Source organism: Parabacteroides goldsteinii (assembly GCF_020091425.1).
Taxonomy (GTDB): domain Bacteria; phylum Bacteroidota; class Bacteroidia; order Bacteroidales; family Tannerellaceae; genus Parabacteroides; species Parabacteroides goldsteinii.
On record NZ_CP081906.1, the window covers coordinates 5,537,963 to 5,552,808 of the forward strand.

Consider the following 14,846-nt stretch of genomic DNA (forward strand, 5'->3'; position numbering starts at 1 on the left):
AATAATGTTATGAAACAAATAAAGAAAGTATTATTCCCCGTTGTTTGTCTTTTGTTGTTTGCATGCTTTTTGTCTGCCTGCAAACAGGCGAAAGCGGAAAAACAAGATTGGAGGATAGCCATACAGTCTTATACATTCCATCTCTTTCCGTTGACGGAAGCGTTGGATAAAACTCAGGAACTGGGAGTGAAGTATATAGAAGTATATCCGGGCCATAAGCTGGGCGGAAAATGGGGCGATAAAGTCTTTGGTTTCGACCTGGATACCCAGACCCGGAAAGAGCTGAAAGAATTGGCTGCTTCCAAAGGTATAAAAATTATAGCTACGGGTGTGTATGTGGCCGATAAGTCGGAAGACTGGGAGAAGATGTTCAGATTTGCAAAAGATATGGACATGGAGTTTATCACCTGCGAGCCTGCCTTAAACGACTGGGACCTCGTAGAAAAACTGGCTGAGCAGTACGGCATAAAAATCTCTGTGCACAACCACCCGCAACCATCCGACTATTGGAATCCGGATAATCTGTTGCAAGCGATCGCCGGCCGTAGCAAGCTGATCGGTTCCTGTGCGGACGTCGGCCATTGGCGTCGTGAGGGTCTGAACCAGCTGGATTGCCTGAAAAAACTCGAAGGACGCCTCATTTCTCTCCATTTCAAAGACATTGCAGCAAAACAGGAAGGAGAAAAAGAGCAACACGACGTAATCTGGGGAACCGGTATCCTCGACGTGAAAGGAATGTTGCATGAGTTGAAACGGCAGCATTTTAAAGGTGTTTTCTCTATTGAATACGAATACAACTGGGAAAATTCCGTACCGGACATAAAAGAGTGCATCCGGTATTTCAATGAACTGACTGAATGATTCGTTTGATCACGGACAATTAGCAGAAAGGGTGTTTCGATGAATCGATCACCCTTTTTCTATGATCCGGTTCATTAGAAAGGTTTATCCGGAAAAAAGTAACTGAAGCTACATTCGAATACTTTTGCAATTTCATTTAGGTGATTTATATTATATTTTGCTCTTTTGTGGGGACTTTCACAATCGCGGATAAAACCTTGGCTAAGATTTATATTATCAGCAAATACCCTTTGTGACATCCCTTTTTCAATTCGTAGCTGTTTTACTCTCTGTATTACGAAGTCTTCTATTTCCGTCATTTTCTTTTTTTAGATAAAGAAAGATTTCTTTTAGATAATAGCTAAGCGTATATGTATTCTTATTATATTTGTATCTATGAATAATAATGTTGGAATCATAAGTATAAATTAAATATAAATACTTATTTTGCGAACGAAGAATCACATGTTATGCAATTACCTGTAGATATACAAAAAGTAAAAGAGGGGGATCGTGCCGCTTTCAAGTCTTTTTTCGAGTGTTTCTATCCCAAGATGATGGCTTTGGCTTGTCGCTTTGTAAATGAGCAGGTCGCAAAAGATCTGGTGCAGGATGTCTTTACGTCTTATTGGGAGCAAAAGAAAATGATCGATGCCGATAATATACGGTCATTCTTATTTAAGTGGTTGCAGAACAGATGCCTGAATTACCTGAAACATCAGATGGTCGTGGAAGAGTATGAAGCCAGGATACGAATCGCTGAAGCCCGTATCGCTTTTCTCAATGATAAAACAGATACGAACGATGTCTTGAAACAAGTGATCGACCATGATCTTCGTGAGCTGATAGAAACATCGGTCATGAAATTACCACCCAAAACAGCGGAAGCATTCCGCCTTTGTTATTACCATGACCTGCCCCATAAAGAAATAGCCGAAGTAATGTGTATTTCGCACCGTACTGTAGAAACACATATCAGGAATGCCATTCTCTTTCTGCGGAAAGACCTGCGTGATCTTTTGATCTTATATATAGCCTTTTATCATTTGAATTAGTTTTTTTCTGCTTTTTACTACGTAGTTCCGTTTCTCCCGGTTGTCTTCTTTATACAAACAAATAATAAAGGAGAATGAGCGAAGAACTATTAATACGATTTCTGACCCGTCGCTGTACCTCGGATGAGATCCGGAAAGTGGATGAATGGGTGGCAGAGGATAAAGCGAATGCGGATTGGCTTTTCGAGATGGAACGTATCTGGAGTCTGAAAGATGAACTGCGTTTTTCGGATAAGAAGGAAATAGAAGATGCGTACAGTCGCTTTATATCCGGTCTTCAGGATACCGGGACAGGAAAAAAAGTCCGTCGTTCGGTTGTTCTCCCCTCATGGATCAAATATGCTGCAGCTATCGTATTGATCGGGCTATTGGGTACGAATCTGTTTTTCCTGCTTGATAAGGACACCGGTTTGACAAATATTGTAGAGGTTCCCAGAGGACAACGTGTTGCTTTAACTCTTTCCGACGGGACAAAAGTTTGGCTTAATTCTAATAGTAAGTTTGTTTATCCGGCGCAGTTTTCCTCGGAAGAGCGCGATGTCAGACTGGAAGGAGAGGGATTCTTCGAAGTTGCCCACAATCCCCAATCACCTTTTACTGTTCATGTTGACTTGCTTCGCATTAAGGTATTGGGTACCAAGTTCAACGTAAAGGCTTATAAAGAAGAGACCTCCTTTGTGACTTTAGCAGAAGGAAAAGTTGAAGTTATTACCGACGATGACGAGCAAAAGGTCACCATGAAGCCCAATCAGCAGGTTTCTTATTCGAAGGAATACGGGTTAGCGGTCGATAAAGATATCAATACGGATGTGGTCAAATCATGGATATTGGGTGAAGCTGCTTATCAGAATAAGCGCCTGGATGAAATAACGCATGATCTGGAGCGGAAGTTTGATGTACATATCGATATCCGGGACCGGGAACTTTCCTCGGAAATATTCACCTGTCGTTTTAAAGAAAGTGCGACTATCGACCAGGTGTTGACATTATTGAAAGAGACACGTAAACTGGATTATAAGATCCGGGGGACACAAATAGAGATTTACAAACCGTTAAAATGATCTGCCTATGAAGTAAACCTGAATGTAAAAAAATGAAGAACCGAAGATGCCGCAAACATCCCCGGTTCGGATTTAGCGAGTAACGCATTAGAGAAGACCTAAATTTATTACTAACTAATCATTTACAAATGTATGGATTTTAATGTGAAAAGCATGCCATGTCGTATGCGTAAATCGTCATGGCTTCGAAAAAGTCTGAATATTATGAGATGTATTGTATTATTCATATTACTGGGAACCTTGCAGACATTCGCCAGCCTGAGCTACTCACAATCGGTGAAATTGTCGTTGAATATGGAAAACACCACCGTGCAGGATGTCCTTTCTATGATTGAGCAGAAATGTGATTTTTATTTTACTTATAACCTGAGGCAAATCAATGCCACCCGGAAAGTATCGGTCCATTTTAAGAATAAAACGGTGACTGAAGTACTGGATGAATTGTTTGCTAAAGAGAATATTTATTATGTTATCAATGATAAACATATTGCTTTATATAAAGTAAATGGTGTTCAGGTGGTACAGCAAACCCGGAAAATTACCGGTATGGTAACCGATAAGGACGGGGAACCGATTCCGGGTGCCAATATCGTGGAAAAAGGGAGTACGACCAATGGAACCATTACGGATATGAACGGTAGATATTCTCTATCTGTTCCTGCCAATTCCCTGTTGATCGTATCTTATATCGGGTACAATAAAGAAGAGATCGCGATAAAAAACCATTCTGTACTCGATATAATCCTGACAGAAGATACCCAATCGCTGGAAGAGGTGGTAGTTGTAGGATACGGTACACAAAAGAAGGTAAATCTGACAGGTTCCGTATCATCGGTGAATTATTCGAAATCAGCGGCGTCCCGCCCTTTAGTTGATGCAACCCAGGCTTTGGGAGGTGTGGCGCCGGGTTTGCAGGTAATGCAGGGGTCAGGTAATCCTTATGGCGAGAGCTATTCTATGAATATTCGTGGTGTAGGTACCCTGAATGATTCAAATCCGTTGATATTGGTCGATGGCATGGAGCAATCCCTTAGTAATGTAAATCCGATTGATATTGAATCGATATCTGTTTTGAAAGATGCAGCTTCCTGTGCTATTTATGGTAACCGCGGAGCTAATGGTGTAATTTTGATCACGACAAAAACTGCGGGAAAGAAAGATAAAGTGAGTATAGATGTTTCTTCCAAATTGTCTTTGAACTCTCCGATGAGGGTTCCGAAGCTCGTGAACAACTATGCTGATTACATGGAATTGATCAATGAGTCTTATACGAATTTGGGACGTTCGTCTGCTTTCACCGATGAAACGATCAATTTATGGCGCGAGAAGGCAAAAGATCCGAACGGTATTGCCGAGTCCGGGTATCCTAATTATGTGGCTTATCCGAATACCGATTGGTACGATGCTATCTATGACAGTAATTGGATGCAGGAATATACGGTACAAGTATCGGGTTCGAGCGACAAGTCCGGATATAATTTTTCTTTTGGATATACCGATAACCCGGGTATATTGAAGAATTCGGGTTTCAAACGTTTCTTTGTCCGTAGTAATATCTATGCAGACATAGCCAAATGGCTACGTGTCGGTAGCCGTATATGGGGGTATAATACCGATCGTGACCGTGTGTCTACTGGTTCTTTAACCGGCATTGATATGACAAAAGTTGTTCCGGGCACTTATCCGTATTATGATGGAAAGTATGGGGCTCCGGAATCGAATGAAGAAGATCCCCAATCACATAATCCGTTGTGGGATATGAATCATGAACATGGTGATATGAAATATACGCAGATATTTACCAACTTCTATACTTCAATAAAATTCCTGAAACATTTCAGCTATGATTTTGGATTCTGGTACAAACATTACATTTATGATGGCAAATATGCATCGAATGCTTTTCCTAAATGGAGTTTTAGCCTGAATGAAATTACAGCAAATGCCATTGACCTAAAAACGGCAACGACCGGACAAACATATAACCGCGATAATTATTGGAAGTTTAATCATATTTTTAATTATAATCAGAGTTTTGGCAAACATGATGTTTCTGTTCTGGCCGGGTTTGAGGAAGAACGTACCTGGACGCGGACTTCGAATGTGACAATGCAAGGACTGATAGATCCTAACATTGATGATATTGATGTAGGGACTGAATTTAAATCCTCTTATGGGGCCAATAACGAATATACTTCCCGCTCCTGGTTCGGGAGAGCCACTTACGCTTATGATCAGCGCTATTTGTTTGAAGTAGATATTCGCAGGGATGGCTCTTCGAAATTTGCTCCTGAAAATCGTTGGGGTACTTTCCCGGCTGCATCAGCCGGTTGGAGGATTTCGGAAGAGGCGTTTATGGCAAATACCAGAGAGTGGCTCGACAATCTCAAATTACGTGCATCCTGGGGTAAACTGGGAAATAACAGCATTGGTAATTACGAATGGCAACAAACATACGGATTGGTAAATTATCCGTTTAACAGTAATACTAATTTAGGTCTTGCGCCTACTGCCCAAGCCAATGTCACCCTGCAATGGGAGAAATCTACAACAACGGACGTCGGCTTTGATTTTGGTATATTGAATAATAGATTGTCAGGAACAGTAGATTATTATAACAGAGAGACATCAGGTATTCTTTATAGGCCATCCATTATGATGATATACGGTAATATAACGGCGGCCCGTCAGAATATTGCCGAAGTGACGAATAAGGGACTGGAAGTTCAGTTGACCTGGAGTGACCAGATCCATGATTTCCATTATAGTATCAGTGGGAATTTCTCGTATAATAAGAATGAAGTCAGTAAATATAAAGGTAAACTTGTCCGTGGCTGGGAAACAGATGAAAATGGAAAGACGTATGTGACTAATCTGGGGGATGTTTCTACAGGTGGGACAAATCGTGTATTGGAAGGCCATATGATCAATGAATATTATATGCTGCAACCTTATCAAGGAAACCAGACTTATTTCAATCAGGATGGTTCTGTCAATCCGGTAGGCGGCCCTAAAATGGGTATGATTCGTACGGAAGATGATATGAAATGGTTGAATGCCATGATAGATGAAGGCTATAAATTTTATCCGAACCAGGCAGTAGGTAAATCGGGTATCTGGTATGGTGACTATATTTATGCTGATCTTAATAATGACGGTATTTATGGTAATACGTATGACAATGATTTTGTCGGTAGTTCTTCCATGCCTAAATGGAATTTCGGTGCACAATTAACCGCAAGTTGGAAGGGATTCGATTTGTCGATGAACTGGTATGGTGTTGCAGGAAATAAACTCTATTTCTACCGTACCGGTCATAATGCCAGTACGACTATTAAGGGGTATGCTATAGGTCGTGACGTTGCTGACGATCATTATTTTTATGATCCGGATAACCTGACTGATCCTCGTACGAACCTGCATTCGGAGAATCCTCGTTTGAGTAACAATTCCGGAAGTAGCCAGAGTGAATCGACGAATACGAAGTGGTTGTATAAAGGTGATTTTTTGAAACTCAAGAACCTGACTTTTGGATACACCATTCCTAAGCATCTTGTTCAAAAAGCTTATATACAGAATGCCCGTGTTTTTTTCTCGGGTGAGAATCTGCTGACTATTACCGGTTATCCGGGCATTGATCCGGAAATGCGTTCTTCGATTGGTTATTTGACTTACCGCCAGTTTGCATTTGGTCTGAATGTTACATTTTAATTGAAGGGAAAAGAATTATGAAAAAGATGAAACATATTTTATTAGGATTGATTTCTACATTTACATTGATGGGGTGTGGTGCTGATTTTCTGGATACGGCTCCCCGTAATGCAGTTAGCAGTTCGAATATCTGGACGAGCTCGATTCTGGCTGAACAAGCCGTGGCCGGTGTCTACAATACTTTTGTCGGCTGGTATTGTGCCGGTTATGCCAATAATGCCGAACGTATATGGGATGCCTATTCTTCCGTTATGGATATTGACTTGAACTGGATATCACAGAATGCTATTGTGAGAGGAACTGCTACACCTTCCAGTGGCCAATTCAGTAGTATTTATACTCGTTGCTATACAATGATCAATCGTGCAAACGATGTCATATCTAATATTAACGATGTACCTGATATGAGTGATTCCGACAAGGCACGTTATATTGCCGAGTGTAAATTCTTGCGTGCCTGGGCATATAATCGCTTGAATATCCTTTTCAAAGGCGTTCCCCTCATTACGGAACCGATTGTCAATGAAGAACAGGCAAAGACTCCTCGTGCCAGCGAAGCGGAGATCTGGGATCAGGTGGTGAAAGATCTGACAGATGTGATCTCGGAAACGGATTTACCGGATAAATATAAGGCTTCGGATGCAAACTACGGCCATGTGACTAAAGGAGCTGCTTATGCTTTCCGCGGACAGGTCTATTTGTGGTTGGAGAAATGGCAGGACGCAGCCCGCGACTTTGAGGCTGTCGGTAATTGCGGTTATTCGCTTTTTACAACGGGAGGTGCTATTGCTTTTAAAAACATGCTTAAAACAACAAATGAACAATGCGACGAGATGGTATTTTCTATTCAGTGTGAACAATACTCTGTTGCAAATCCATTGAACGTTAATTATGGTAATCGTTGTACGGGAGGTTCGATGTGGAATAATTATTTACCCAATCCTCATTTCGTCGAGTCTTATGAAGTAAAGGATGGCAGTACATTTAATTGGGATAATTATTGTCCCGGATATAATTCGATGACTCCGGTACAACGTTCCGTATTCTTTCTTCGTGACGGTATGACCGATTCTGAAATTGCTCAAATGACTACTTATGGTGCCGATATGGGTAAATATCTGCCTGATGGTAATGAAGCCCGTATTCGTAAAGCCTATGAAGATCGTGATCCACGGCTTATGATGACTGTCATTACCCCGTATGCGACCTATTTAGGTTCATCCGGAGGAACGGAACATACTTATACGTTACGCTGGCCGTATCGTGGATTCGATGGTCGTGAGCCTTTCGATATTCGTACGGATGCAAATAATTATTTCTATTATTTGTGGAGGAAATTTGTTCCCGAAGGAAATGAATGGCCGTATCGTGATACGTATGATCTGGATGTTCATCTGATCCGTTATGCGCAGGTATTGCTTGGGTATGCTGAGGCTTTAAATGAGATGGGTGAAACCGATAAGGCGGTAGAACAAATAAATAAGATCCGTTCACGTTGTGGAGCTCAATTACTGAATAGTAATACGCCTACAACGGTGAAAGGTAAAGATGATATGCGCGAACGAATCCGTAATGAGTATTATTGGGAACTCGGAGGTGAAAATGTGATGTATTGGAATGAACTTCGCTGGAAAACATGGAAAGACAAGAAGTTCCGTAATAATAAGAACGGTTTGTCACAAATATGGGGAACCACTACCTATACCTGGTATTGGTTGGGCGATCAATGCTGGACCTGGCCTATACCTGCTTCTGAACGCGAAAAGAATTCGAACTTGGTACAAAATGCCGGTTGGAATGATTAATTATTAAAATGATTATGGTTCAAGGGGAAATATAAGAGAGATACGTTTCCTGTATTTCCCCTCTTTTATAGATAGAGTTCGATATGAAAAGAATATTCTTATATTTTAATATTATCTTTTTAGTTCTGCTATCCTGCGGATGCGATAGCGGTAACGATAAAAAAGAGAGTGAAAAAGAGGATGAAGACCTTCCGGCTTCTGTTACCTATGAAAATCCCGTTATAAATGAGAATTGTCCCGATCCGTCGGTTATCAGGGCTAGCAACGGTTATTTTTATGTGTATACTACACAGAATAATTTGCCGGGTGATATTCGTTATATTCCCATACATAAGTCGAAAGATTTAGTTCATTGGGATTATGTAGGTACTGTTTTTGATAATGATAATCATCCGACATGGGTCCCGAATGCAAAACTATGGGCGCCGGATATAAATTATATCGGCGGGAAATATGTTCTCTATTACTCTATGGGTGTTTGGGCGGGAACTTATGATTCAGCGATCGGAGTTGCAACAGCAGATAAACCCGAAGGGCCATTTACTGATCATGGTAAAGTGTTAGATTATACTTCGCAAGGCGTAAATAATTCGATAGATCAGTTCTACATCGAAGACAATGGGCATAAATATTTAGTCTGGGGTAGTTTTTATGGCATCTATGCCGTTGAACTGACCGATGACGGGTTGGCTGTAAAGGATGGAAGCCGAAAAGTGCAACTGGCCGGTAATCAAATGGAAGGTTCCTATATCGCACAACATGGTGGATATTTTTATCTGATAGGTTCTGCCGGAACTTGTTGCGAAGGAAAATCCAGTACCTATCATTTGATCTTCGGTAGGTCGGAGAATGTGCTGGGTCCTTATGTAACACAGGACGGTGAGTCTATGCTTAACGGAGCTGGAGATTTATTGTTACAGGGTAATAATATATGGAGTGGAACAGGACATAATGCTGAATTTGTCCAGGACGACGAAGGCAATGACTGGATGATCTACCATGCTTATCAAAAGTTTGATGACACTGCTGGTCGATTGTTAATGCTCGACAGGGTTTATTGGAATGATTGGGGGCCGTATATGAAAGGCAATACCGCTTCTATTTCTGCGGAAGCTCCTGTCTTTGAATAGAAATATGTGAGAAATACTATTGTTTAAATTTTAAGAAAAGTGTATGAAAACTAAATTACTGATTGTAATAGGCTTGGTTATAGGAGAGATATTTTCCCTTTCTGCCCAGGATCGGGCAGACCAGCAACATCTGGAAAACCCCAATTCATTTTCAATGATCTTGCTGGGAGATCCACAGGGATATACAAAATATGATATCAATCAGCCTTTATTCGATTTGTGTACGGCATGGATAGCCGATAACATCGATAACTTGAAGATAAAAGCGGTGCTTTGCACTGGTGATGTGGTGGAACAGAATGAGAATATCGTACGTAACCGTAAGATGCTCAATCAGACAAGTCGGGAAATGTGGGAAGCCGGGTCCAATGCCTTCAAACGGTTGGACAATAAAATTACATATATTATTTCTCCGGGTAATCATGAATACGGCTTTCAGCATTCAGAAAACGGTATGACCCGTTTCCCTGAATATTTCCCTTTTGAGAGAAATTCAGCCTGGAGGGATATTTGTGTCAGCGCTCTTCCCAACAGAAATAATATACCGTCGCTGGAAAATGCCGCATTCGAGTTCAACGATCCTAATTGGGGGAAATTATTAGTCATCACAAGTGAATTTGCTCCCCGCGATGAAGTGTTGGAGTGGGCTAAGAAACTGGCTTCTAGTGATAGGTATAAAGACAGCCGGGTGATATTTATGACACACGGTTATATGGATCCTGGTACTGCTCCGGAAAGAGGGAAAGTACGTGATCATGAAAATTATGCTATCACACCTAAAAATGCAGGGAAGCAGATATGGGAAAAGCTGATCCGTCCTTCTTCGAATATATTACTCCTGATCTGTGGACATACGGGTAATGGAAACGGCAAATATGAAGATAATGTCGGTTACCGGGTAGATAAGAACGCTGCGGGTGAGGATGTGCATCAGATGATGTTTAATGTGCAGTACGTTGGGGGTGGCCCCGAAGGTAATGGAGGTGATGGCTGGTTGCGAATCCTGGAGTTTATGCCTGACGGCAAAACAATAAAAGTGAAAACTTATTCTCCTTTGTTCGGAATATCTGCTTTGACCAGGCATCTGGCCCATCGCACGGAATCTTATGACCAATTCAGCCTGGAAATACCGAAGCCGAGTGATAAGTAAAATATTCGAAAAGGAGGTTGGTACTGATTAATACAGATAAGATAAATCAGGTAGATCACTACAGATATATGTATTGATAATAAATTAATTATCTGCGGTCATCTGCCTGATCTGAGTTATATATTATTTCCCTTTTTCCTTCAACAATTGTTCCAGCAAGGCGGACTTTTCTTTTTCAACAGCCAGCATGCGTTCAAAAAGGTCGGTGGCCTGTTTGTTCAATTCCATGATTTTATCCAGAGGATGGATAGTATTTTGATTGTATTGATCATTTTCTATTATTCCTGTATTATAGCTTCCGCTTTCAAAATTATTATTTTCAATAACAACTGACAGCGGATTTTCATCCAGTTCTTCAATAATCTTGGGAGAAACATGGAGGATATTCGCGATTTGGATCAACATATTTTGTTCGATCACCCGTTGGCTTTCGATGCGTGAAACCTTTTGCTGCGTGGTACCGAGCATTTCCGCCAATGAGCTTTGTTTGACACCCATTATATTACGTAATCTGCGGACATTCGCACCTTGGTGAACGTTCTTTCCGGTTTTCTCTTCTGTTTCTCTTTCCATATCGAACTTATTTTATTTGAGACAAATATAAGGACAAAACGATAAAGTCCTTACTTATCATATGGGAAATAACAATCTGTCCTGCTTTTTTCTTTTCCTCCATGTTATGTAAAATATTCAGATGTTTATGTATTTTACTTGGCCATGAATATTGGGGCATGGGATATTCTGGCTTTCTTTGTAAAAAGAAAATAACAGGTTTTGGATTCATATATGTAGAAGATGCGAAAGGAGATAGGATTGGTAAACATTAAAAGGGGGTTAGGGCTTTTTTATAAGCTCCCAACTATTCATATTTGAAATAATATACAATATATTCAAATATGTAAATAGCTGTCTGGTTCGCGAGGATAGGGCAGTTTTAATCTTTAGCATTGATTTTCTTACCGTAATCTGTTGTTTTTTTAATCATATCTGTTACCTTTGTTCCTGTGGGGAATGTTTTAGAAGCCATGGCGTTGACTTCCTTCCGTTATAATTATGGAAAAAAGGTATTTTAAAGTTTTATTTCAGTTTGCATAAATTATCCCCGGTTCTAATTTCGGCTGAGATAGTAATATCACATTCTTTATATTTTGACTTAACTAAACTATTTATGTTATGATGAGTATGTTAACTAGATTACGCGATTATGCAAAACTTCTTTTTACCCGAGAACAGAAGCTTTGTCTTGTAAATAACGCATTTACAGCTCCTGACGCAACGTTGCAGGAAGAAGTTCTTATTGTCTCTCCAACGCCCGAAGAACAACCTTCCGTGCCTGAGCAACAACACGTAGAAGCACAGCCACAACCTGTACCCCCCAAAAAATATGTGACCGAAAAAGATGTTGTATATGAATCATTTAAAAAGCTCACTCCGGAATATCTGTTTATTATAACGGAAATGCGCAACTTGCTTAACTCTGAGAATAAAAAATTCGTATTCCATGCGTTGGCAACCCATATAAGTATTAAAAAGGTGGCAAAACATCTGAAAATTACACAACGCAAAGTAAAGATCATATTTCAGGAAGCCTTGGTGGATATCGGTATTCAGACCGGATTTATTAGGAGTTATCTGGATGAGAGCGAAAAGAAAGATAAGGAAATCTGGGAACTGAAATCGAAGATAATATCATTGAATGCCAGAATAAAGAAACTGCAGTCTGAGCAAGACTTGCGAATGAAGTTTGCCGGGGAAAAGATTTCATTAGAGAACCAGCAACTTTTGCTGAAGAAGCCATTGACTGTCTCTCTTGATTTGGATACAAGGACCTATAATGCCTTAAGAGATAATCATATAGATACGTTGGAAGATTTAGTGAGATATATTTTAGAAAATGAAGAGATGGAAAGGTTGAAAACATTACATAACTTTGGAGAAGTCTCGTTTAAGAGGTTGAAAAGCGAATTGTTTAAAAAAGGAATAATGGATGTCAGCGGGCATTGCGAACTTTTACGATATGTGACGGTTTCCAAGAAATAATTGTGATCCGGTTGTTTATAACTTTGTGGTTCATGTATTGGCAAATATTATTTGTAATAATAATAATAGGTTTATATTTGTATCGGAATTAGGATATGTTGCTAGGTGAAAAATAATTATCTTTTGCCGAATTGTTAACCTGACAGCTATTAAATGAGGAGAATTACAGTATAAACATGGATAGTGAACTTTTATATCGTCTGAAGGAGGGAGACAGGGATGCTTTTAATACTGTCTATTGGCGGTACAGTCCGAAGGTATACAACACCGTTCTGTATTTGCTGAATGACGCAGATTTGGCTGAAGATGTCGTTCAGGAACTCTTCCTGACTATTTGGGAAAAGCGTGGAAATATATTACCTGAGCTTAACTTTGAAGCCTATATCTCGACCATCGCCCGTAATTTAGCCTATAAATATGTGGAAGAAGCCCTTCATAGAAACCTTCCGGTGGAAGAAATCAGGGATGCGAAACTGGTTTCCAGCTCGGAAGAAGATGTGATTGAAGCCGACTCCTTACGAGAATATATTTTCAATGTCATCTCTTCCTTTCCGGAAATGCGGCGGAAAGTTTTTATCATGAGCCGTTTTGAAAACTTGTCGCATGCAGAAATTGCGAAAAAACTATCCTTGTCTGAACGTACGGTAGAAGCACATATCTATCAGGCCCTGAAAGAACTTCGTAAAGTGCTTGGAAATAAAGCGGTCGCTTTTATCCTTATCTATCTTTCCTTATAAAACCGACTTCCCTCTTTTCTGGATATTCCTTGTCTTTAAGTAGAACTTGTTTGTGAACTAAAGTTAAAAATGAGCCTGTTTTATCTTTTGACTAAGTAGTAGGTATATTTATCCCACTATAATATATAAACGGATTAATAATGAGAATAGAATTACTTCACCGTCTGATAGCAGGTACGACTACCGAAGAAGAAAACCGGCAGTTGATGGAATGGTTCCGGCAGTGCGCATCCAAAGAGGAATTCTTCATGCTTTTTGAGACAGCATGGAAAGAAAGTCCGGATGAGATGCCCAGGGACGTACAGGAACGTATGTACCGCAGGCTGAGCCGGGAGTTGGATGAGAAGAAAACTAAAACTATTTTATTACGTTCACGTTTTTCATGGAAGGTTTGGCAACAGATTGCGGTAGCTTGTATTATCATTGTTTTAGGCCTGGTTAATTACCGTATGATCGATAAACAAAAGCAACTGTCGACACAGAATTTCATGGTATTGGCAGAAAAAGGGCAACGGGCATTCATTACTTTGCCTGATAGTACGAAAGTGTGGCTGAACTCCGATACAAAAATTAGTTATCCGGCAGATTATGGCTTGAAAGAGCGTAACGTAACATTAGTAGGAGAGGCCTATTTTGAAGTGGCCAAAAATCCGGATAAACGTTTTATTGTAGAAGCAAAAGGTATGCAGGTCGAAGCTTTGGGAACTTCATTCAATGTTAATGCGTATCAGAATGATAATAAAATTATTGCATCGTTATTTTCCGGTTCTGTCAGGGTAAGCTATGATCGTCATGTGGCAATCCTCAAGCCGCATGAGTCGGTTAAGGTCGATTTATTGAACCGAAGTTTTTCCCGGTACAAAGATGAGAGTATGCAGAATATAGCTCTTTGGAGAAAAAATGAGATCACATTTGACGGTGAGTCTTTGGAGGAGATAACCCATATTATGAGTCGCCTGTATAATACAACAATATGTATAGAAGACGAATCTTTGAAAAAAGTATGTTACATAGGAACCATTCGAAATAACAACCTTGAAAACTTTATCGACATTATTAACCTGACAACTCCGGTTGTATATGAAAATAAAGGAGATACCGTATTTTTGAGAAAGAGGGTTCCTTAGCAGGAGTTAACCGTACGGAAAAATAAAACGAATATGTCTAATCTAATACAACGCCTATGAGAAAGGAATAAAAAATTAACAAAAAGAGGTAACTCCTTCGAGCTACCTCCTCATTACTGTTTTTGCAGATATCCCTTATGTTGATACAGCCGATGTAGGAGACCGGCCGTTGTTAACGGGACTCTTCTGC

Annotated in this window: 12 protein-coding genes; 10 read left to right on the forward strand and 2 right to left on the reverse strand. The window is 40.1% G+C overall.

Annotation, left to right across the window (positions count from 1 at the left end; translation table 11 throughout):
* Positions 1–9: 9 nt before the first annotated feature.
* Positions 10–861: a sugar phosphate isomerase/epimerase family protein gene (locus K6V26_RS22985; protein WP_046145894.1), complete on the forward strand. Its 852-nt coding sequence runs from the start codon at positions 10–12 to the stop codon at positions 859–861.
* Positions 862–935: 74 nt separating this feature from the next.
* On the opposite strand, the gene K6V26_RS22990 is transcribed toward K6V26_RS22985, so the two are convergent.
* Positions 936–1,160, reverse strand: coding sequence for a helix-turn-helix domain-containing protein (locus K6V26_RS22990; RefSeq protein WP_048314108.1), 225 nt, complete (start codon positions 1,158–1,160; stop codon positions 936–938).
* A gap of 150 nt (positions 1,161–1,310) precedes the next feature.
* On the opposite strand from K6V26_RS22990, the gene K6V26_RS22995 reads away from it, so the two are divergent.
* The 6 genes from K6V26_RS22995 to K6V26_RS23020 all read left to right on the forward strand — a co-directional run bounded on the left by K6V26_RS22995 (position 1,311) and on the right by K6V26_RS23020 (position 10,752).
* A complete protein-coding gene (locus tag K6V26_RS22995) occupies positions 1,311–1,895 on the forward strand; it encodes an RNA polymerase sigma-70 factor (RefSeq protein WP_048314106.1) in 585 nt (194 codons plus the stop codon).
* Between the two features lie 74 nt (positions 1,896–1,969).
* Positions 1,970–2,956 carry a FecR family protein gene (locus K6V26_RS23000; protein WP_129697120.1) on the forward strand — a complete coding sequence of 329 codons (987 nt, stop codon included), beginning with the start codon at positions 1,970–1,972 and terminating at the stop codon, positions 2,954–2,956.
* Positions 2,957–3,160: 204 nt separating this feature from the next.
* Positions 3,161–6,667: a TonB-dependent receptor gene (locus K6V26_RS23005; RefSeq protein WP_224263983.1), complete on the forward strand. Its 3,507-nt coding sequence runs from the start codon at positions 3,161–3,163 to the stop codon at positions 6,665–6,667.
* 17 nt (positions 6,668–6,684) lie between these two features.
* Positions 6,685–8,472, forward strand: a complete 1,788-nt coding sequence (locus K6V26_RS23010; RefSeq protein ID WP_048314102.1) for a RagB/SusD family nutrient uptake outer membrane protein — start codon at positions 6,685–6,687, stop codon at positions 8,470–8,472.
* 83 nt (positions 8,473–8,555) lie between these two features.
* Positions 8,556–9,602: a family 43 glycosylhydrolase gene (locus K6V26_RS23015; RefSeq protein WP_224263984.1), complete on the forward strand. Its 1,047-nt coding sequence runs from the start codon at positions 8,556–8,558 to the stop codon at positions 9,600–9,602.
* Between the two features lie 43 nt (positions 9,603–9,645).
* The gene (locus K6V26_RS23020; RefSeq protein WP_048314097.1) at positions 9,646–10,752 is read left to right on the forward strand and encodes a metallophosphoesterase; all 1,107 of its coding nucleotides are present in this window, start codon (positions 9,646–9,648) and stop codon (positions 10,750–10,752) included.
* Positions 10,753–10,875: 123 nt separating this feature from the next.
* Here the strand turns inward: K6V26_RS23020 and K6V26_RS23025 are convergent, their stop codons facing one another.
* Positions 10,876–11,325, reverse strand: a complete 450-nt coding sequence (locus tag K6V26_RS23025) for a helix-turn-helix domain-containing protein (protein WP_122326600.1) — start codon at positions 11,323–11,325, stop codon at positions 10,876–10,878.
* A gap of 600 nt (positions 11,326–11,925) precedes the next feature.
* On the opposite strand from K6V26_RS23025, the gene K6V26_RS23030 reads away from it, so the two are divergent.
* The 3 genes from K6V26_RS23030 (at position 11,926) to K6V26_RS23040 (ending at position 14,656) form a co-directional block, all read left to right on the forward strand.
* Positions 11,926–12,792 carry a DNA-directed RNA polymerase subunit alpha C-terminal domain-containing protein gene (locus K6V26_RS23030; RefSeq protein WP_129697118.1) on the forward strand — a complete coding sequence of 289 codons (867 nt, stop codon included), beginning with the start codon at positions 11,926–11,928 and terminating at the stop codon, positions 12,790–12,792.
* Between the two features lie 176 nt (positions 12,793–12,968).
* Positions 12,969–13,529 carry an RNA polymerase sigma factor gene (locus K6V26_RS23035; RefSeq protein ID WP_224263985.1) on the forward strand — a complete coding sequence of 187 codons (561 nt, stop codon included), beginning with the start codon at positions 12,969–12,971 and terminating at the stop codon, positions 13,527–13,529.
* A gap of 140 nt (positions 13,530–13,669) precedes the next feature.
* Entirely contained in the window at positions 13,670–14,656 is a 987-nt protein-coding gene (locus tag K6V26_RS23040) for a FecR family protein (protein ID WP_224263986.1), read from the forward strand.
* The last annotated feature ends 190 nt before the right edge of the window (positions 14,657–14,846 follow it).